Source organism: Streptomyces sp. NPDC043896 (assembly GCF_056435605.1).
The window spans coordinates 36915-54982 of record NZ_JBWKEE010000010.1; the positions used below are offsets into that span (position 1 = coordinate 36915).

The window sequence follows — 18068 nt, forward strand, 5'->3', positions numbered from 1 at the left end:
GCCGGCCCGCTCCCCGGGTCGGCCGGCCCGGGGTCAGATGAAGCCGAGCGCGGAGGCGCCGCCCACGCCGCCGAGGAGCATGAAGACCGGCATGAGCACCTTGAGCTCGACCCAGCTCCCGGCACGGAAGCGCATCATCTTCGGCGGGCCCACCGGGTACCAGCGCTTCCCGGCTATGGGCAGCGGCCACAGGATCGGACAGCCCGAGACGGTCAGCGCGTCGCCGATGTCGTGGACCAGTGCGCCGAGCATGATCGGCAGCCCGAGCCACAGGTACTCCTGGCCCGGCCCGCCGAACAGCCAGCCCGCGCCGTTGCCCGGCTCGTCGAGCACCCCGGCCAGGATCCAGGCGCTGGTCGCGCCCAGCAGCCAGACCAGGACGTCGCTGGACATCCGTGCCGCCCGCCACAGCAGCCCCTCGACGGCGAGCACCAGGTGGACGAAGAGCAGCGCGAGCACGCCCCAGCGGTCGAAGCCGGCCGCGACCGCCGAGGAACCGGCGCCTATCAGGACGGCCCAGAGCCAGGTGTGCGTGAGGGTGCGGTGGCCCCCGCTGCGGCGGGCGTCGCGCGGGGAGCGCGTCGCCTTGTAGACGGCGTAGGAGATCTTGTCGACCACCTCGCACAGGCCGCGGGAGAGCGGGCCGAAGGCGCGTGAGATCGTCGCCGACTTGTGGTCGAGGTCGGGGGCCAGGGCCGCGCCGGCGCAGATCAGGGCGCCGACGACCAGTACCGGCCACGGCATCGGGTGTCCCGCGGCAGCCACCGCGGCGCCCACCCCCAGCCATGCGGCCGCCCCGGACAGTGAGTGCGCCGGACCCATCATGCTCGTTTCCCGCCCCGGTCCTGTCGTGGTGGGGCCCGGCGGAGGGTTCCGGCCGGGCCGCGTCGACGGCCCAGCGTACCTGCGATGATCTTCGTTCCGTCCGCCGGTTCCCTCTTCCGGGAGGAAGCCAGGCAAGATGGGGGGCGTGACCCTCATTGATCAGCTCCCGCCGACCGCCGACCCCGACGCCCTCTTCGAGGCCTTCTCCTCGTGGGCGGAGGACCAGGGCATCACCCTGTACCCGGCGCAGGAGGAGGCGCTGATCGAGGTCGTCTCCGGTGCGAACGTGATCCTGTCGACCCCGACCGGCTCCGGCAAGAGCCTGGTGGCGGCCGGAGCGCACTTCACCGCGCTGGCCCAGGACAAGGTCACCTTCTACACCGCGCCGATCAAGGCGCTGGTGTCGGAGAAGTTCTTCGACCTGTGCAAGCTCTTCGGCACCGAGAACGTCGGGATGCTGACCGGTGACGCCTCCGTGAACGCGGACGCCCCGGTGATCTGCTGCACCGCCGAGGTCCTGGCGTCCATCGCCCTGCGCGACGGCAAGTACGCCGACATCGGCCAGGTCGTGATGGACGAATTCCACTTCTACGCGGAGCCGGACCGCGGCTGGGCCTGGCAGATCCCGCTGCTGGAACTGCCGCAGGCCCAGTTCGTCCTGATGTCGGCGACGCTCGGCGACGTGAAGCGGTTCGAGGACGACCTGACCCGCCGCACCGGCCGTCCGACGTCGGTGGTCCGGTCCGCGACCCGGCCCGTACCGCTCTCGTACGAGTACGTGACCACGCCGATCACCGACACGATCACCGAGCTGCTGGAGACCCGGCAGGCGCCCGTCTACATCGTGCACTTCACCCAGGCCCAAGCGGTCGAGCGGGCGCAGTCGCTGATGAGCATCAACATGTGCACCCGCGAGGAGAAGGACAAGATCGCGGAGCTGATCGGCAACTTCCGCTTCACCACGAAGTTCGGCCAGAACCTCTCCCGGTACGTCCGCCACGGCATCGGCGTGCACCACGCGGGCATGCTGCCCAAGTACCGCCGGCTCGTGGAGAAGCTGGCCCAGGCCGGCCTGCTCAAGGTGATCTGCGGCACCGACACGCTCGGCGTCGGCGTCAACGTCCCGATCCGCACGGTGCTGTTCACCGCGCTCACCAAGTACGACGGCAACCGCGTCCGCACGCTGCGCGCGCGGGAGTTCCACCAGATCGCCGGCCGGGCCGGGCGGGCCGGCTTCGACACGGCCGGCTTCGTGGTCGCGCAGGCCCCCGAGCACGTCATCGAGAACGAGAAGGCCCTCGCGAAGGCCGGGGACGACCCGAAGAAGCGCCGCAAGGTCGTCCGCAAGAAGGCCCCCGAAGGTTTCGTGGCCTGGTCGGACACCACCTTCGAGAAGCTGATCGCCGCCGACCCGGAGCCGCTGACCTCGCGGTTCAAGGTCACCAACATCATGCTGCTCTCGGTGATCGCCCGGCCCGGCGACGCCTTCCAGGCGATGCGCCACCTCCTGGAGGACAACCATGAGCCGCGCAAGGCCCAGCTGCGGCACATCCGCCGGGCCATCGCGATCTACCGCTCGCTGCTGGACGGCGGCGTCGTCGAGAAGCTCGACACCCCGGACGCGGAGGGCCGCACCATCCGGCTGACCGTCGACCTCCAGCAGGACTTCGCGCTGAACCAGCCGCTGTCCACCTTCGCGCTGGCCGCGTTCGACCTGCTGGACCCGGAATCCCCCTCCTACGCCCTGGACATGGTCTCCGTCGTGGAGTCCACGCTGGACGACCCGCGCCAGATCCTGGCGGCCCAGCAGAACAAGGAACGGGGCGCGGCGGTCGGCGCGATGAAGGCCGACGGCATCGAGTACGAGGAGCGGATGGAGCGCCTCCAGGAGGTCACCTACCCCAAGCCCCTCGAAGAGCTGCTGGTCCACGCCTACGACGTCTACAGCAAGAGCCACCCGTGGGTACGTGACCACCCCGTCTCCCCGAAGTCGATCATCCGCGACATGTACGAGCGGGCGATGACCTTCACCGAGTTCACCTCCTACTACGAGCTGGCCCGCACCGAGGGCATCGTGCTGCGCTACCTGGCGAGCGCGTACAAGGCGCTGGACCACACCATCCCCGACGACCTGAAGTCCGAGGACCTCGAAGACCTCATCGCCTGGCTGGGCGAGCTGGTCCGCCAGGTCGACTCCAGCCTCCTCGACGAGTGGGAGCAGCTGGCGAACCCGGAGGTGGAGACGGCGGAGCAGGCCCAGGAGAAGGCCGACCAGGTCAAGCCGGTCACGGCCAACGCCCGCGCCTTCCGCGTGCTGGTCCGCAACGCCATGTTCCGCCGGGTCGAGCTGGCGGCGCTCGACCACGTCGACCAGCTGGGCGAGCTGGACGCCGAGTCGGGCTGGGACGCCGACGCCTGGGGCGAGGCCATGGACGCCTACTGGGACGAGTACGACGACCTGGGCACCGGCCCCGACGCGCGCGGCCCGAAGCTGCTCCAGATCGAGGAGGACCCGGCGCACGGCCTGTGGCGCGTCCGCCAGACGTTCGCCGATCCCAACGGCGACCATGGCTGGGGCATCAGCGCCGAGGTCGACCTCGCCGCGTCCGACGAGGAGGGCCGGGCCGTCATCCGGGTCACCTCGGTCGGCGAGCTCGGCGCGCTCTGACCGGAACCCGCACGCCACCGCGGGCGGCCCCGCCCGGCCCGCCGGACCCGACAGTGGAGAACCTCTGATGACGAACCCCGCCGAGAGACTGGTCGACCTGCTCGACCTGGAGCAGATCGAGGTCAACATCTTCCGGGGAGCCAGCCCCCAGGAATCCCTCCAGCGCGTGTTCGGCGGGCAGGTCGCCGGCCAGGCGCTGGTGGCCGCCGGCCGGACCACCGAGAGCGACCGGCCGGTCCACTCGCTGCACTCGTACTTCCTGCGCCCGGGCATCCCCGGGGTTCCGATCGTGTACCAGGTGGAGCGGGTGCGCGACGGGCGCTCCTTCACCACGCGCCGGGTCACCGCCGTCCAGCAGGGCAAGACCATCTTCAACCTGACCGCCTCCTTCCATCACCCGGAGGAGGGCAGCATCGAGCACCAGCTGCCTCCCCGCCTCGACTTCCCGCACCCGGACACCCTCCCGAAGGTCGCGGACGAGATCCGCGAGCACCTGGGCACGCTGCCCGAGGCGCTGGAGCGGATGGCCCGCCGGCAGCCCTTCGACATCCGGTACGTGGAGCGGCTCCGCTGGACCCCCGAGGAGCTCAAGGACGCCGATCCCCGCAGCGCGGTGTGGATGCGGGCGGTCGGCCCCCTGGGCGACGACCCGCTCGTGCACACCTGCGCCCTCACCTACGCCAGTGACATGACCCTCCTGGACGCCGTGCGCATCCCCGTGGAACCGCTGTGGGGCATGCGCGGTTTCGACATGGCCTCACTGGACCACGCCATGTGGTTCCACCGGCCCTTCCGTGCGGACGAGTGGTTCCTGTACGACCAGGAGGCGCCCATCGCGCACGGCGGCCGCGGTCTGGCCCGTGGCCGCATCTACGACCTGGAGGGCAGGCTGCTGGTCTCCGTCGTGCAGGAGGGCCTCTTCCGCCCGTACCCGGCCGACAAGGCCCGGCCGGCCGTGTCCCCGCAGTAGGGGGTGTTGCGAAAGTCCTGCACGATGCCCACGGCGCCCGGCACGCACCCGGGCCGCCGGCCGTCCCCCTTCCCGCCCTCCTCACCGAAGAGCTGATCGCACCGATGTCCACTCCGGCCCTCCCCTGCCCCTGCGGGCTGCCCGCCTCCTACGCGGACTGCTGTGGCCGCTTCCACTCGGGCGCCCGGCAGGCGCCCACCGCCGAACTGCTGATGCGCTCCCGCTTCAGCGCCTTCGCGGTCGGCGACACCGCCTACCTGATGCGCTCCTGGCACCCCTCGACCCGGCCCGGCCGGCTCGACCTCGATCCGGACCAGCGCTGGGAGCGCCTGGAGATCCTCGCGACCGAGCGCGGCGGGATGTTCGAGACGGAGGGGTCGGTGGAGTTCCGCGCGCACTACCGCGAGGGCGGTCACACCGGCTCGCTGCACGAGCACAGCTCCTTCTCCCGCGAGGGCGGGGCCTGGGTCTACGTCGGCCCCCTCTCCCCCGTCGAGTTCGACTGACCGCGCGCGCAGGCCAGCGCGGAGTCCAGCCCGGCGCGGTACCGGTGGACCTCCTCCGGCGGCTCCGCCAGCAGCAGCCGCCGGGCCACCGCCGCGGCCGCCGGCACCTGCGGGTGCCCGTACGGCAGGGGCGGTGCGAGGGCGGCGAGCACGATCCGCTCCGCCGGATCGGGCACGGCCGCCCGTACCTCCTCCTCGGGGAGCACGGAGGCCAGTACGGCCGCCCGCTCCCAGGGGTCGGGGGTCCGTCTCAGCAGCAGCCCCACGTGCCGGTCCCGCCACCCGCGCGGCCTCAGGTCGGCCCCGGCGGCCATCAGCTCCCGGTCGGGCGGGGGCGCCGCCCCCCTCAGCATCCCCGGCGCCCGGGCGGCGAACTCCCGCAGCTCCCCGGCCAGATAGAGCCAGACGACCGCCCGGTAGCGGTTGATCCGGTAGCCGACGGGGGTGAGGTGCCCGCAGCGCGCGAGCCGCGTGAACCGGCTCGGCCCCACCTCCAGCACCCGCGCCCCCGCGTCCGTACCGGCGACGGTCTCCACCCGCGCGCGCAGCGCCTGCGGGAACCCCTCCGCCGCCCTGACCCGGTCCACCTCGGCCCGGGCGAAGCGGGCGGGACCACTCGCGGCGCGGGGGCCCGGGCGCACCAGCCCCAGCTGGACGGCCCGGGCGAACTCGCTCCGGCTCAGCCCCAGTTCCCCTGCCGCGCGGACCCCGCTGAGCGGCGCTTCCGGCCGCGCTCGCATCTCCGTCTTCATCACGGTCCTCCCCCGTACATGGCGATCACTCTGTGTGAAGACCGTAACGAGGGGTGACGACAGTGCGCGAGGCCTGTGGATAACTCCCGTGCCCGGCCGGCCCGAGGCCTGTGCGGCGGCGGCTGCTGCGGCTGCGAGCCGAGGCGGTGGGCCGGGTACGGCGGTCAGCCTCCGGTGATCCGCCGCTCCGCGACGCCCAGGTGTTCCCCAACCCTGTTGACCAGCAGCGTCATCTCGTACGCCACCTGCACGATGTCGGCCTCGGCGGCGCTCAGCGCGCACAGGCAGCTGCCCGAGCCGGCCGCCACGACGAAGAGGAACCCCTCGTCGTACTCGACCATCGTCTGGCGCACCTCACCCGCCCGGAAGTGCCGCCCGGAGCCCTTCGCCAGGCTCTGCAGCCCGGCCGCGACGGCCGCCAGGTGCTCCGCGTCCTCCCGTGCCAGCCCCGCGCTCGCCGCCGTCACCAGCCCGTCGTTCGACAGGACCACCGCGTGCCGGACCTGCTGGACCCTGCGCGTCAGATCGTCCAGCAGCCAGTCGAGCTGCTTGTCCAGTGCCATTTCCAGCCCCTCCCCGTTGACCCGGCCGACGTGGCCGCGCCCCACCCCGCTTGGTCGTGCCGCAAGCCTTCCCCACCAGGGGCTTTCCGGCAAGGAGGATGGACGCATGGCACAGAAGATGACTCAAGAGGAATGGCGGGCGTTCGTCTCGCACTCCACCCGCACCGGAAAGCTGTCCACCGTCCGCGAGGACGGAAGCCCGCACATCGCTCCCATCTGGTTCGTTCTCGACGGTGATTCCTTCGTCTTCAACACCGGCGAGAAAACCGTCAAGGGGCGGAATCTGGCCCGTGACGGGCGCGTCGCGCTCTGCGTGGACGACGACCGTCCCCCCTTCTCCTACGTGGTCCTCCACGGCCGTGCCGAAATCAGCGAGGACCTCGACGAGTCGCTCTTCTGGGCGACGCGGATCGGCGCCCGGTACATGGGCGAGGAGCGCGCCGAGGCCTTCGGCCGACGCAACGCCGTTCCCGGCGAACTCCTCGTACGGGTGCGCATCGACAGGGCGATCGCGCTGGCGGGCATCGCGGACTGACCCCGCCCGGCCGCCCGGACGGGCCTACTGCCCCACCGAGTCGAGGAGCCGGGCGGTGTGCACCCGCCCGGCGTACTCCACCAGCCTGATCAGCACTTCCTTCCCCGAGTCCTTGTCCCGCGCGTCGCACAGCACCACCGGTGTCCCCTGCTCCAGGTCCAGCGCCCGCGCCACTTCGTCCGACCCGTAACCGCGGGCGCCGCTGAAGCAGTTGACGGCGACGACGAAGGGGATCCGCCGGTGCTCGAAGTAGTCCACCGCCGGGAAGCAGTCCTCCAGCCGCCGGGTGTCGGCCAGTACGACCGCCCCGAGCGCGCCCTGCGAGAGCTCGTCCCACAGGAACCAGAACCGGTCCTGCCCCGGCGTCCCGAACAGGTAGAGCGAGAGGCCGGACCGGATGGTGATGCGCCCGAAGTCCATGGCCACGGTCGTCGTGGTCTTCTGGGCCACCCCGCCCGTGTCGTCGACCAGTTCGCCCGCCTCGCTCAGCAGCTCCTCCGTGCGCAGCGGCCTGATCTCGCTGACCGCGCCCACGAGCGTGGTCTTGCCGACCCCGAAGCCTCCGGCCACCAGGATCTTCAGGGCGAGCGCGGCGAGCTCCTCCTCCCGGCCGGCGCCGTTCCCGGCGCCGTTCCCCGCATCGGACAGGGCACCGGACACGGCACTCGCCCCGGCCCCCGAAGCGGCACCGGATACGGCCCCGTTTGCGGACCCGGAACTTCCGGGCCTCTCCGAGCCGTTCTCGTACAGTCCCATCACAGCGCTCGCAATCCCTCGATGACTTCCCGCAGAATCCGCTCGTCCGGCAGCTGGGCGGGCGGCACCGGCCGGCTCACCCTCACGTGCCCCGCCTCCAGCAGATCCCCCAGCAACACCCGCACCACACCCACCGGGAGGTCCGCCTCGGCGGCGAGCTCCGCCACCGACTGGGTCTCGGAGCGGCAGAGCCCGAGCAGGGTCCGGTGCTCCGGGCCGAGCAGCGCCTCGTCCCCCGCCCCGGCCGCCTCCGGCTCCACCACGACCAGGGCGATCAGGTCGAACCGGACCCCGTGCGGGCCCGGCTTCGTGCGCCCTCCGGTCATGGCGTACGGGCGGACCAGCGGGCCCGCCTCGGCGTCGTACCACTGGCCCTCCATGTGCCGGACCGCCGTCCTCACCCGGCGGCCGGCGGGCGGGCGGCGAACCGGGGCGGCGTGTACAGGTGCTCGCCGACCCGTTTGACCAGCCGGGCCATCTCGTAGGCGATCAGCCCGATGTCGGCGCCTGCGGTGCTGAGGACGGCCAGGCAGGAGCCGTCCCCGGCGGCGGCGACGAAGAGGAACCCCTCGTCCATCTCCACCATCGTCTGGCGCACGCTCCCGGCGCGGAAGTGCCGGCCCGCGCCCTTGGCGAGGCTGTGGAAGCCGGAGGCGACCGCCGCCAGGTGCTCGGCGTCCTCCCGGCCGAGGGCGCTGGAGGAGCCCACCGCCAGGCCGTCGTTGGACAGCACGACGGCGTGCCGGACCTCGCGGACCCGCATGACGAGCTCGTCCAGCAGCCAGTCCAGCTCACCGGATCCACGGATCCCGTCGAGGGCGGTCCTGTGGTGTTCGATCATCACACTTCTCCTTCGCTGCCTGCGTGGGGGGATTCGTCCTGTGAGCCGCGCGCCCAGCCCGCCCGGTAGGCGGCCATCCGGTCCCGCGCCTGCTCCGGGCTGCGGTCCGGGGGCTCCGCCGGGGACCGCGGGCCGGCCGGGACCTGCGGGGCGGGTGCCTCGCGCAACTGCGGGACCAGGCTGGCCTGGCGCACGCGGCGCGGCAGTTCGGTCACCGAGGCGGCGCGGGCGGCGGGCTCCGGCACCGCCGCCGGCACGGGCGCCGGTGCGGTACGCAGTCCCGTGCCGCCGGGGCCGCGCGGCCGCAGCGGCGCCACCGGGGCGGGAGCCGGCTCCTGCCACGGCCCGGCGCCGGGTGCGGGGACGGCGCCCGGCCGGGACGCGGCTCCGGGTTCGGGGGCGGAACCGGGCCGGGACGCGGCTCCGGCTCCGGGCGCGGCACCCGGCCGGGAAGCGGCTCCGGGTCCGGGCGCGGGCGCGGGCTGCGGACCGGATCCCGGACCGGGCTCGGGCACATCGGCCGGAGGGGCCTCAATGGCTCCCTGGAGGAGGGAGTTGGGCAGCAGCACCACGGCGGTGGTGCCTCCGTAGGGCGAGGGCCGCAGGTGCACCTGGATGCCGTGGCGGGCCGAGAGCCTGCTGACGACGAACAGGCCGAGCCGGTCGCTGTCGAAGAGGTCCAGGTCCTCGCAGTGCTCGATCCGGCGGTTGGCCTCCGCGAGCGCCTCGCGCCCCATGCCGAGTCCGCGGTCCTCGACCTCCAGGACGTACCCGGCGCCGACGGGCTCGCCGCTGACGCGAACCCTGGTGTGCGGCGGGGAGAACTGGGTGGCGTTCTCGATCAGTTCGGCGAGCAGGTGGGTGAGGTCGGCGACCGAACCCCCGGTCACGGCGGCCTCGGCGAGCCGGCGGACCTCCACGCGCGGATAGTCCTCGATCTCCGAGACGGCGGCGCGCACGACGTTGGTCAGCGGGACCGGCATCCGCCAGGCCCGGCCCGGGGCGGCGCCCGAGAGGATGATCAGGCTCTCCGCGTGGCGGCGCATCCGGGTGGTGAGGTGGTCGAGCCGGAAGAGGTCGCCGAGCTCGCCCGGGTCGTCGGCGCGGCGCTCCATGGAGTCGAGGAGGTCGAGCTGCTTGTGCACGAGCACCTGGCTGCGGCGGGCGAGGTTGACGAAGACCCCGCTGACGCCGCTGGCGAGTTCGGCGCGCTCGACGGCGGCGCTGAGGGCCGCCCGGTGGACGGTGGACAGGGCCTCGCCGACCTGGGTGATCTCGTCCTCGGCAGGCGGCCCGGGCGGGGCCTCGGCCGCGACGTCGATGTCCGCGGCCCGGCCGGCCCGCAGCCGCTCCATGGCCTGCGGGAGCTTGCGGTGGGCGATCTCCAGGGCCGTGTTGCGCAGCGACACCAGCTCGACCACCAGAGCGCGGCCGATCCGTACGGAGATCACGAGCGAGGCGGCCACCGCCGCCAGGCCCAGCAGGACGGCGGCACCGGCCGGACTGAACGCGCCTTCGGCGAGCGGGCCGGAGCCCCCGGCCGCCCGGACGGGCGCTGCCTGCCGGACCTCGCGCATCGAAGCGCTGACGGCGGCGTGGGCGGCGTCCCAGCCGGGCGGCACCCCGTGGGCCTCCCGCGGCGCGGAGGCCGCAGCCGCGGCCGCGGCCGGGGAGCTCGCGGCGGCGGGGACGGGGCCGGCGGCGAGGGCCTTGTCCTCGGCGGCGGTGAGCTCGGCGTAGGCGGTGCTCTTCGACGCGGACTCCCAGACCGATCGCCGGTCGGCGGGCAGGTCCCGGGCGGTGGCGGCGGTCAGGGAGCGGCGGGCCTCCACGGTGCCGGCCAGGCGGCGCAGCGCCTCGGCGGTGCGCGGGCCGGGCAGGGCCAGCAGCGCGTCCTCCCGGGACAGCAGCTCGCCGGCGCGGGCGAACTCCAGCAGGACGCGGGCGTCGGGGCCGAGTTCGGCGTCGGTGCCACCGGACAGGGCGCCCTCGGCGGCGAGGGCGGAGTCGGCGACGCGGGTGTACGTCTCGTACGCGCCCTCGGGGGTGGCGCGGCGGGCGGCGATGTCCTTGCGGGCGGAGCCGAGCGCCTCCGCGCCGGCGACGAAGGCGCCGAGCCGCACGACGGTGTCGGCGCGGTGGTCACCGGAGTCGGCGACGGTGTGCCGGTCGCCGAGGCGCAGCCGGCGTACGGCCGCGTCGGTGCGCCGGGCCTGCTGTTCGAGGGCGGCCGCCCCGTCGGAGGCGGGGTCGGCCAGGAACCGTACGGCGGCCCGGCGTTCGGCCTGGATCTCGGTGAGGGCGGCGGCGACGGGGGTGCGTATCTCGGCGTCGACCTGGCGGATGCGGCTGAGCCGGGCTATCTCCTGGGCGGTGCTGACGGTGGCGAAGCCCCAGAGGGCGAGGAGCGAGACGACCGGCACCATCAGCAGGGAGACGACCTTCGCGCGGACGGTGGCGGGCCGCAGCCGGGCCCACGGGCCGCCCTGGCCGCCGCTGCCGCCGCCCGCGCTCCCGCCGCCGCCCGCGCTCCCGCCGGGGCCCGGCCCCGCGGCCGGGGCGGAACGGGCGGGGCCGGGCTCCGCGTGCGCCGTCGGCTCCGGCGCGGGGGGACCGGCGTGTGCGCGGCGGCCGCGCGCCGGGGGCTCGGGGGGTCTCGGTGGCGGTGCTTCCGGTCGTCTGCGGGGTCTGCGCATGGGCTCCTCGTTCCGGGCGGTACGGATCCACAGGGGGCGGGGCGGGGGTCAGCGTGAGGGGAGGGGGCCCTCACCGAGGCGCCGGACGGCGGCGGCCGGGGCGTGGCCGGGACCGGGCGCCGCCTCGGTCCCGGGCGCCGGGCGGCCGGAGCCGGCCGCGGCAGAACCGGCACCGGAACCGGCACCTGCACCGGCCGCGGAGAGCGAGGCGGCCCGCTCGTCCGCCGTCGGGGAGAGCGCGACGAAGGCGGCGGTGATGAACAAGTAGGAGCCGAGCCCGACCGCGAGCGGGAAGATGAACTGCAGGGCGGTGGCTCCGGGCAGTGCCGCGTCCGAGGGGGTGACGCGTACGGAGACCGCCAGCATCCCCGTGTAGTGCATGCTGCTGACCGCGGCGCCCATGACGAGGGAGGCCACGGCGACGGCCACCGGCGACTTGATGTTGAGGGCGGCCCAGAGCGCCGCCGTGGCGGCGACGACGGCGATGGCGACCGAGAGCGTGACGGTGAGCGGGTCGTACGCGATGCGGCCGTGCAGGCGCAGGGCGGCCATGCCGAGGTAGTGCATGCTCGCGACGCCGAGTCCGGTGGTGAGGCCGCCGAGGAAGAGGGAGCGGCCGCGGTCCTTGCCGTATCCGACGGCGAACACCCCCGCGCCGACGACGAGCATGGCGACGAGCAGACTGAGGAGGGTCATCGGCACGTCGTACTGGATCTCCGTGCCGGTGACGTGGAAGCCGAGCATGGCGATGAAGTGCATCGTCCAGATGCCGGTGCCGATGGCGGAGGCCGCGGTGAGGAGCCAGTTGCGGCGGGAGGCGCCGGTCGCGGCGAGCGCGCGGACGGTACAGCGCAGGCCGAGGGCGGCGCCGATCGATGCCATCACATATGACAGTGCGGGGGTCAGCCAGCCATAGGCGGCGTGGTCCAGGTGTCCCATGGCCACGGGACGCTAGTCCGGGTGAGGGCGCGAACAAGGGGCGCATTTCGAAAGACGCTGTAACTGCTGGAATATGACAGAGATACGTTCATCTCCGATCACGCCACGTGCCACCTTGCGCACGGAGAGCACGGACCGCTCAGACAGCGCAGACCCCACAGACCGCCCAGACCGCGCGGGTCTCACGGACCGACCGCACGGTCGCACGGACCGCACGGTGCGGGATCATGGGCGCATGAGCCCTATGAGCCCTATGAGCCGTATGAACGAAGACCGCGCACAGGTGCAGGAGTTCTTCGGGGCGCGCGCAGCCGCCTGGGACGGGAAGTTCCCCGAGGACGCGCCCGCCTTCGCGACCGCCGTGGCGGAGTTCGGCATCGGGCCCGGCGACCGGGTGCTCGACGCGGGGTGCGGGACCGGCCGCGCGCTCGTCCCGCTGCGCGCGGCCGTCGGGCCGGCCGGAACCGTGCTCGGCGTGGACCTGACCGAGGAGATGCTGGCCGCCGCGCAGGAGGCCGGGCGGGACCGGGAGGGGACGCTGCTCCGCGCCGACGTGGCCCGGCTGCCGCTGCGCGACGGGGTGCTGGACGCCGTCTTCGCCGCCGGGCTGATCGCCCACCTGCCCGATCCGGCCGCGAACCTGCGCGAGCTCGCCCGCGTGGTCCGCCCGGGCGGGCGGCTCGCGCTCTTTCACCCGATCGGGCGAGCCGCCCTCGCCGCGCGCCACGGCCGCGAGCTGACCCCGGACGACCTGCGGGCCGAGCACAACCTCGGCCCGCTCCTGTCCGGCTCCGGCTGGCGGATGACCTCGTACGCCGACGAGGACGCCCGCTTCCTGGTCCTGGCCGTGCGCGGAGCCTGAGGGCGCCGCCCGACCCCGCGGAGAACCTTTCGTACGTCGGCCCGCGCGCCCGCACCCGCCCGGGCCCGGGGGCTACGCGGGAGGCTGGGCCTCGGCTCCGGCCGGGCGGCGCGGGTGCGGCACCGGGCAGCCCCCCGTACCGGGCACGGGGAAGGTGCCGAGTTCGCCGACGTCGTAGCCGTCGGGGTAGCCCTTGATCTCCGGGTTCTGCCGGGCGTAGTGGGGGGCCGAGCGCGGCGGCAGCAGCCGTACCGCGCGGCCGCGCAGCCGCAGGGCTCCCCGGACCAGCCGCCGGACGCCGGGGCGCGGGGCCGCGTACCGGAAGGCGTTCAGGAGCGGCTCGTCGAGCAGGGCGAGGCTCGCGCCGCGCACGGCGGGGGCGAGCGGCGCCGGGTACCAGGAGGCCATCAGGGCGAGGGTGGAGTCGGCGACCTGGCGGCCGCCCTCGTCCCAGCCGAAGTGGGCTTCCTCGTAGGCGTTCAGGGTGGTCTCGAACTCCTCGTAGGAGCCCGGGATGTCCGTGATGCCCATGTGCCGGCCGAGGGTGGCGTAGTAGTTGGCGCAGGCCCGGCGCTCGTGGTGGGTCAGCGGGCGCCAGCCGTAGTCGTCCAGCCAGCGGGCCGGAATCACCACGAACGTGCACAGGACGTACCGCATGTCGTCGTCGGAGATGTCGTAGCTGCGGTGCATCTGGTTGACGCGGCGGATCGCCGTGCGCGCCGTGTCGCTCTCGAAGCCGTGCTCCACGACCGCGTCGAGGAGCAGCGCGGTGTCGTCGTAGCGCTTCTGCGCCCGGTCGGTGAACTCGGCGGTCTCGGCGAGCAGGGCGCCGATGGAGGGGACGGCGTAGGTCCTGAAGAGGGCGAGCTCCAGGGCACGGGTGAAGTCCCAGGGGAACTCGTAGGTGGCGGTGAGCCGGTAGATGGCCAGGAAGTCCTTGTCGGGGTCGAGCCGGAGGATCTCCCTCAGCCGGTCGTAACGCTGCACCGGTCTCCCTTTCTGTGGCGGGTCCCCAACTCTACGTGCAGGTAGCGGGCTTGGAAATCGGCCCCCGCCGGGTCTCGACGTGCGAGTTACCCGCTGGTTAAGGTGCGCCGACGAGAACGCGATCGGGAGGCCACGTGTCCGATGAGGAGGACGGGGGCTCGCTGTACGTGCTGACGGCCGCACTGCTGACCCCCACCCGGTTCCCGGCGGTGCTCGGCGACGATTTCCCGGAGGCCTGCGCGCTGCTGGGGGTGCCGCCGGTCGCCGACGGGTACGGGCTGGTGCTGGGACAGGACGAGGAGGGCGCGCGCTGGACGGTCGTCGTGGACGACGTCTCGCTGGTGGCCTCCGCCATCGCCTCCTGGGACTGCGGCATGGAGTACGACCTCTCGCCCGACGAGCACACGATCGTGGTCTCGCTGGCGGGCTGGCCGCTGGAGCTGACGGTGTCGACGGCGGGCATTCCGGAGCCGCACGACCCCGAGCAGGGCGCGGACGGCACGGGGCGGGTGCCGCTGGCGCCGCCCTCGGCGGAGGTGTGGGGGCCGGTGCAGCGGCGCCTGGGCGCGGACCAGATCGCCCGGGATTGGGCGCAGTGGAGCGGGCGCGTCGCCGAGGACGGCGGGGCGGCCGCGGCCGCGCACCCCGGGCTCGCGCGGGCCCTGCGGGAGGCCGACGGGTACACGCGCGACGCACCGCCGCCGGGGCGGGTCCGGTCGGCCTTCGCGGGCGAGGGCGTGCGGACCCTCCGGGCCGACGGGCCCGGCTGGTCGCTGGTGGCCCGGACCGGCGGCCCTGCGTTCGTCCTGCTGGACGAGGAACCGGGCGGTGTCCTGGCCGTCCCCGGCACGCCGGTGGGCGGCCTGCCGGAGCTGGCGGGCCTGCTGGCGGCACTGGACGGCGTGGCGGCACGGCCGGCCTGACCACCCGCACCACACCGCGGAACACGCAACACACACCAGGGAACACGCAACACGCAACACGGACACAGCACACAGGAAGCGAAGGACGGGGGAACGTGATGGTGGAGTCGGAACCGGTGGGCGTGGTCGTGGGCGGCCGGGCGGAGGTCGTCGACGACGACTGGGGACGGGAGCGGGCGGTGATCCGGCTGGACGCCGGCCGTTTCGGCCCGGAAGCCCTCTACGGCCTGGAGGACTTCTCCCACGTCGAGGTGGTCTACCACTTCGACCGGGTGCCCGCGGAGAAGATCGAGACGGGCGCCCGGCACCCCCGGGGCAACCGGGACTGGCCGCTGGTCGGGATCTTCGCCCAACGCGGCAAGAACCGGCCCAACCGCATCGGCCTCTCGCGGTGCCGGGTGCTGAAGGTGGACGGCCTGGACGTGCACGTGGAGGGCCTGGACGCGGTGGACGGCACCCCCGTGCTCGACCTCAAGCCGTACATGGAGGAATTCGGCCCCCGCGGCGAGACCCGCCAGCCGGAGTGGGCGACGGCCCTGATGCGGGACTACTACTAGGGGTTGTCCGAGGTGGCCGTCCTCAGGGCAGGAACGCCCAGAACGGGCCGTCGGGCGCGCGGTCGCGCGCGCACAACGTCACGTCCCCGCCCTTGAGGTAGGACAGCAGCCACTCCCCGAACGTCATCTCGTACAGGGTCCAGGCAGGGCTGTCGAACTCCTGGACCACGACGCGCCAGCGCGACGAGGGGCCGTCGGGTACGCGCAGGAAGACCGCTTCGCCCGTGGTGGCCGTCGCCACGGGTATCAGCTCCCCGGGCCGCGGCCCGACCGGGCTCGGCAGGTACTCCGCCATGTCCTCGTCGCGCCAGAGTTCGAGGTCTCCCCGGATGGCCCGCCCCATGTCGTGCAGGAGGTGGCTGGCGGGGTGGGACAGGTACAGCTGGTCGTTGACGATCACCGAACCGTAGGCGTCCACGATCTCGCGGAAGTCCGCCGGGAACCCGACACCCAGCTCGCGCTCCAGCTCGCTCCACGGAGCCGGATCCGACCAGTTGAAACCGGGCTCCCCCAGCAGGGCCGTGATCTGCCGCAGCGTCGCCATCGCCCGGCCCCCTCAGACCCGTTCGAGCGGGACGTGCGGCAGCGGCGGGAGGGTGGTCGTGATGGTGTCGCCGGGGCGGACGCGGCCACCCCGGCGGACCACGCCCATGATCCCGGCCTTGCGGATCACCCGGCCCTCCTCGTCCCGGCCGACGACCTGCTTGAGCAGGCCGTCCTGGAAGGCGTTGATCTGCGGACACGGATTGCGCAGGCCCGTCACCTCCACCACCGCCTCCTCGCCCATGCGCAGCAGTGTGCCCGTCGGCAGGGCGAGCAGGTCTATGCCCTCGGTGGTCACGTTCTCCCCGAGCTGGCCCGGGGCGACGCTGAAGCCGGCCTCGGCCACCTCGTCGAACAGCTCCCGGTGGATCAGGTGGACCTGCCGCAGATTGGGCCGGCTCGGGTCCTGCGCCACCCGTGAACGGTGCTTGACCGTGACTCCGGCGTGGACGTCGCCCTCGACGCCGAGCCCGGCGAGGAGCGTGATGCTCTCCCGGTTCGGCTTCGTGAACGCGTATGCGGCGTTGCTGCTGACCGCCGCGACGTGTGCGACGTCCCCCGTGCTGTGCCCGGTGGTGTTCATGATGGCCTCGTCCGTCCCCCCTGCCGCCCACGGCGGCCGTGCACGTGCTTCCGCCATGGTCAACGCGGCGCGACGGCTGATCGTTCCCGGCCCGGCCGCCGGCCGCCTGGTTCCGACGCGGACCGACGCGAACCGGCCGACGCGAACCGGCCGACGCGGACCGGCCGACGCGGACTGGCCGACGCGGCCCTTGCCGGGGTACGGGAGCCGCATGACGATGGGGGCGCTCCGCGTACCGCGGCTCCACGGCCTTCGGGAGGGTGACATGGGCGATCCGTCGTTGGCGCTGCCGGGCGGGGCCGATCCCGTCGAGCGCACCCGCGTCATGCGGCGGGCGCACGAGGCCTTCACCCGCGAGGGGCGGGTCGAGCCGCCGGTGCGGGCGGTGATCGCGAAGTCCTGGCGGCGGTGCGCGCGGGCGCGGGTCAGCCCGGAGTGCGCGCCCCGGCGGGCCCGGGCGGAGGCGGAGCTGCCGGCGTACCGCGAGCAGCATCCGCTGGCCCCGGTGATGCCGCTCTTCCGGGACCTGGTGGGGGCGTTCGCGGCCCACGGGGCGCACCTGCTGGCGGTGTGCGACGCGCGGGGCGAACTGCTCTGGGTCGAGGGGGAGACGGCCACCCTCCGGCGGGCCGAGCGGCTCGGCTTCGTACCGGGCACGCGCTGGGCGGAATCGGCGATGGGGACGAACGCGCCCGGCACGGCGGTCGCCGTCGGGGAGCCCGTACAGGTCTTCGGCGCCGAGCACTTCAGCCGCCTGGTGCACCCCTGGACGTGCGCGGCGGCGCCGGTGCGGGACCCGCGCACCGGGCAAGTGCTCGGGGCGGTGGACATCACCGGCGGCGACGGGCTGGCCCACCCCCATTCGCTGGCCTTCGTCCAGGCCGTGGCGCGGGCCGCGGAGGCCCAGCTGGCGCTGCTGGCCCCGGAGCCGCCCGCCCCCCGCGACACCCTCACCGCGCTCGGCCGGGACGAGGCGCTGCTGGTGCTCGGCGGCCGCCGGATCCCGCTGGGGCGGCGGCACAGCGAGATCATGGCGCTGCTCGCGCACCACCCCGAGGGGCTGTCCGGGGAGGAACTGGCCTTCGCCCTGTACGAGGACGAGTCGGTCGCGGCGGTGACGCTGCGGGCGGAGGTGTCCCGGCTGCGGGCCCTGCTCGGCGCCGGGAACCTGCTCTCCCGCCCGTACCGCACCGCCGCCCCGCTGGAGGCCGATTTCACCGCCGTGACCCGGCACTTGGCGGCGGGAGCCGTGTCGGCCGCGCTCACCCGGTACCCGGGGCCGCTGTTGCCGTCCTCCTGCGCCCCGGGCATCGTGCGGCTCCGGCGGCGGATCGAGGACCAGGCGCGGGCGGCGGTCGTCGCCCGGGCGGACGCGGGGCTGCTGGCGGACTGGGTGTGCAGCCCGTGGGGTGCGGAGGACCCGGTGGTGTGGCGGGCGCTGGCCGAGGCGCTGCCGCCGCAGGGCCGGCCGGCCGCGCTGGCCCGCGTACGCTCCCTCGACGAGGAACTCGGCGCGGGGCGTGCAACGTACCCGCAACCTGCGCGCCCCTAGCGTCCCCCTC

19 protein-coding genes are annotated in these 18068 nt (G+C 74.0%); 8 read left to right on the plus strand and 11 right to left on the minus strand.

Annotated features, from left to right (window positions below; genetic code table 11):
• Nucleotides 1-33: 33 nt before the first annotated feature.
• The gene (locus AC069X_RS16660) at nucleotides 34-825 is read right to left on the minus strand and encodes a metal-dependent hydrolase (protein ID WP_478729301.1); all 792 of its coding nucleotides are present in this window, start codon (nucleotides 823-825) and stop codon (nucleotides 34-36) included.
• A 145-nt stretch (nucleotides 826-970) separates the two neighbouring features.
• Here AC069X_RS16660 and AC069X_RS16665 point away from each other — a divergent pair, with 145 nt between their 5' ends.
• The 3 genes from AC069X_RS16665 (at nucleotide 971) to AC069X_RS16675 (ending at nucleotide 4969) form a co-directional block, all read left to right on the plus strand.
• Nucleotides 971-3493, plus strand: coding sequence for a DEAD/DEAH box helicase (locus tag AC069X_RS16665; RefSeq protein ID WP_478729302.1), 2523 nt, complete (start codon nucleotides 971-973; stop codon nucleotides 3491-3493).
• 67 nt (nucleotides 3494-3560) lie between these two features.
• Nucleotides 3561-4463 carry an acyl-CoA thioesterase gene (locus tag AC069X_RS16670; RefSeq protein WP_478729303.1) on the plus strand — a complete coding sequence of 301 codons (903 nt, stop codon included), beginning with the start codon at nucleotides 3561-3563 and terminating at the stop codon, nucleotides 4461-4463.
• A 104-nt stretch (nucleotides 4464-4567) separates the two neighbouring features.
• Nucleotides 4568-4969: a YchJ family protein gene (locus tag AC069X_RS16675; protein ID WP_478729304.1), complete on the plus strand. Its 402-nt coding sequence runs from the start codon at nucleotides 4568-4570 to the stop codon at nucleotides 4967-4969.
• On the opposite strand, the gene AC069X_RS16680 is transcribed toward AC069X_RS16675, so the two are convergent.
• A complete protein-coding gene (locus AC069X_RS16680) occupies nucleotides 4933-5721 on the minus strand; it encodes a DUF6397 family protein (RefSeq protein ID WP_478729305.1) in 789 nt (262 codons plus the stop codon). The genes AC069X_RS16675 and AC069X_RS16680 overlap by 37 nt on opposite strands.
• A 164-nt stretch (nucleotides 5722-5885) precedes the next feature.
• Complete coding sequence (locus AC069X_RS16685) at nucleotides 5886-6284, minus strand: roadblock/LC7 domain-containing protein (protein WP_042800536.1); 399 nt, start codon at nucleotides 6282-6284, stop codon at nucleotides 5886-5888.
• 106 nt (nucleotides 6285-6390) lie between these two features.
• Here AC069X_RS16685 and AC069X_RS16690 point away from each other — a divergent pair, with 106 nt between their 5' ends.
• Nucleotides 6391-6819: a PPOX class F420-dependent oxidoreductase gene (locus AC069X_RS16690; RefSeq protein WP_478729306.1), complete on the plus strand. Its 429-nt coding sequence runs from the start codon at nucleotides 6391-6393 to the stop codon at nucleotides 6817-6819.
• Between the two features lie 24 nt (nucleotides 6820-6843).
• Here the strand turns inward: AC069X_RS16690 and AC069X_RS16695 are convergent, their stop codons facing one another.
• Genes AC069X_RS16695 through AC069X_RS16715 form a run of 5 tightly spaced genes read right to left on the minus strand, consistent with a single transcriptional unit; the run spans nucleotide 6844 to nucleotide 12051 of the window.
• Nucleotides 6844-7575 carry a GTP-binding protein gene (locus AC069X_RS16695; protein ID WP_478729307.1) on the minus strand — a complete coding sequence of 244 codons (732 nt, stop codon included), beginning with the start codon at nucleotides 7573-7575 and terminating at the stop codon, nucleotides 6844-6846.
• Entirely contained in the window at nucleotides 7575-7955 is a 381-nt protein-coding gene (locus tag AC069X_RS16700; RefSeq protein WP_478729308.1) for a DUF742 domain-containing protein, read from the minus strand. Before AC069X_RS16700 ends, AC069X_RS16695 begins: the two co-directional genes overlap by 1 nt.
• Nucleotides 7956-7972: 17 nt before the next feature.
• Complete coding sequence (locus tag AC069X_RS16705; protein WP_478729309.1) at nucleotides 7973-8416, minus strand: roadblock/LC7 domain-containing protein; 444 nt, start codon at nucleotides 8414-8416, stop codon at nucleotides 7973-7975.
• Nucleotides 8416-11112 carry a sensor histidine kinase gene (locus AC069X_RS16710; RefSeq protein ID WP_478729310.1) on the minus strand — a complete coding sequence of 899 codons (2697 nt, stop codon included), beginning with the start codon at nucleotides 11110-11112 and terminating at the stop codon, nucleotides 8416-8418. Before AC069X_RS16710 ends, AC069X_RS16705 begins: the two co-directional genes overlap by 1 nt.
• 48 nt (nucleotides 11113-11160) lie before the next feature.
• On the minus strand, nucleotides 11161-12051 hold the full coding sequence (locus AC069X_RS16715; RefSeq protein WP_478729311.1) for an MHYT domain-containing protein: 891 nt from the start codon (nucleotides 12049-12051) through the stop codon (nucleotides 11161-11163).
• Nucleotides 12052-12304: 253 nt separating this feature from the next.
• Here AC069X_RS16715 and AC069X_RS16720 point away from each other — a divergent pair, with 253 nt between their 5' ends.
• Nucleotides 12305-12913: a class I SAM-dependent methyltransferase gene (locus AC069X_RS16720; protein ID WP_478729312.1), complete on the plus strand. Its 609-nt coding sequence runs from the start codon at nucleotides 12305-12307 to the stop codon at nucleotides 12911-12913.
• Between the two features lie 72 nt (nucleotides 12914-12985).
• Here the strand turns inward: AC069X_RS16720 and AC069X_RS16725 are convergent, their stop codons facing one another.
• Nucleotides 12986-13900 (minus strand): oxygenase MpaB family protein, encoded by a 915-nt coding sequence (locus tag AC069X_RS16725; protein ID WP_478729313.1) that lies wholly within the window; start codon nucleotides 13898-13900, stop codon nucleotides 12986-12988.
• 134 nt (nucleotides 13901-14034) lie between these two features.
• On the opposite strand from AC069X_RS16725, the gene AC069X_RS16730 reads away from it, so the two are divergent.
• Together AC069X_RS16730 and AC069X_RS16735 are read left to right on the plus strand one after the other, a co-directional pair.
• Nucleotides 14035-14823, plus strand: coding sequence for a hypothetical protein (locus AC069X_RS16730; RefSeq protein WP_478729314.1), 789 nt, complete (start codon nucleotides 14035-14037; stop codon nucleotides 14821-14823).
• Nucleotides 14824-14921: 98 nt separating this feature from the next.
• The gene (locus AC069X_RS16735; RefSeq protein WP_478729315.1) at nucleotides 14922-15380 is read left to right on the plus strand and encodes an SAM-dependent methyltransferase; all 459 of its coding nucleotides are present in this window, start codon (nucleotides 14922-14924) and stop codon (nucleotides 15378-15380) included.
• Between the two features lie 22 nt (nucleotides 15381-15402).
• Here the strand turns inward: AC069X_RS16735 and AC069X_RS16740 are convergent, their stop codons facing one another.
• Nucleotides 15403-15924 (minus strand): SMI1/KNR4 family protein, encoded by a 522-nt coding sequence (locus AC069X_RS16740; protein ID WP_478729316.1) that lies wholly within the window; start codon nucleotides 15922-15924, stop codon nucleotides 15403-15405.
• 12 nt (nucleotides 15925-15936) lie between these two features.
• Nucleotides 15937-16506: an MOSC domain-containing protein gene (locus tag AC069X_RS16745; protein WP_478729317.1), complete on the minus strand. Its 570-nt coding sequence runs from the start codon at nucleotides 16504-16506 to the stop codon at nucleotides 15937-15939.
• Between the two features lie 265 nt (nucleotides 16507-16771).
• Here AC069X_RS16745 and AC069X_RS16750 point away from each other — a divergent pair, with 265 nt between their 5' ends.
• The gene (locus AC069X_RS16750) at nucleotides 16772-18058 is read left to right on the plus strand and encodes a helix-turn-helix domain-containing protein (RefSeq protein ID WP_478729318.1); all 1287 of its coding nucleotides are present in this window, start codon (nucleotides 16772-16774) and stop codon (nucleotides 18056-18058) included.
• The last annotated feature ends 10 nt before the right edge of the window (nucleotides 18059-18068 follow it).

What these genes read in the sequence shown, in the direction of transcription:
- AC069X_RS16685 (WP_042800536.1), bottom strand. Translation starts at nt 6,284, where the DNA reads ATGGCACTGGACAAGCAGCTCGACTGGCTGCTGGACGATCTGACGCGC.
- AC069X_RS16695 (WP_478729307.1), bottom strand. Translation starts at nt 7,575, where the DNA reads ATGGGACTGTACGAGAACGGCTCGGAGAGGCCCGGAAGTTCCGGGTCC.
- AC069X_RS16700 (WP_478729308.1), bottom strand. Translation starts at nt 7,955, where the DNA reads ATGGAGGGCCAGTGGTACGACGCCGAGGCGGGCCCGCTGGTCCGCCCG.
- AC069X_RS16750 (WP_478729318.1), top strand. Translation starts at nt 16,772, where the DNA reads ATGGGCGATCCGTCGTTGGCGCTGCCGGGCGGGGCCGATCCCGTCGAG.
- AC069X_RS16715 (WP_478729311.1), bottom strand. Translation starts at nt 12,051, where the DNA reads ATGGGACACCTGGACCACGCCGCCTATGGCTGGCTGACCCCCGCACTG.
- AC069X_RS16660 (WP_478729301.1), bottom strand. Translation starts at nt 825, where the DNA reads ATGATGGGTCCGGCGCACTCACTGTCCGGGGCGGCCGCATGGCTGGGG.
- AC069X_RS16720 (WP_478729312.1), top strand. Translation starts at nt 12,305, where the DNA reads ATGAGCCGTATGAACGAAGACCGCGCACAGGTGCAGGAGTTCTTCGGG.
- AC069X_RS16735 (WP_478729315.1), top strand. Translation starts at nt 14,922, where the DNA reads ATGGTGGAGTCGGAACCGGTGGGCGTGGTCGTGGGCGGCCGGGCGGAG.
- AC069X_RS16745 (WP_478729317.1), bottom strand. Translation starts at nt 16,506, where the DNA reads ATGAACACCACCGGGCACAGCACGGGGGACGTCGCACACGTCGCGGCG.
- AC069X_RS16740 (WP_478729316.1), bottom strand. Translation starts at nt 15,924, where the DNA reads ATGGCGACGCTGCGGCAGATCACGGCCCTGCTGGGGGAGCCCGGTTTC.
- AC069X_RS16710 (WP_478729310.1), bottom strand. Translation starts at nt 11,112, where the DNA reads ATGCGCAGACCCCGCAGACGACCGGAAGCACCGCCACCGAGACCCCCC.
- AC069X_RS16705 (WP_478729309.1), bottom strand. Translation starts at nt 8,416, where the DNA reads ATGATCGAACACCACAGGACCGCCCTCGACGGGATCCGTGGATCCGGT.
- AC069X_RS16690 (WP_478729306.1), top strand. Translation starts at nt 6,391, where the DNA reads ATGGCACAGAAGATGACTCAAGAGGAATGGCGGGCGTTCGTCTCGCAC.
- AC069X_RS16670 (WP_478729303.1), top strand. Translation starts at nt 3,561, where the DNA reads ATGACGAACCCCGCCGAGAGACTGGTCGACCTGCTCGACCTGGAGCAG.
- AC069X_RS16675 (WP_478729304.1), top strand. Translation starts at nt 4,568, where the DNA reads ATGTCCACTCCGGCCCTCCCCTGCCCCTGCGGGCTGCCCGCCTCCTAC.
- AC069X_RS16680 (WP_478729305.1), bottom strand. Translation starts at nt 5,721, where the DNA reads ATGAAGACGGAGATGCGAGCGCGGCCGGAAGCGCCGCTCAGCGGGGTC.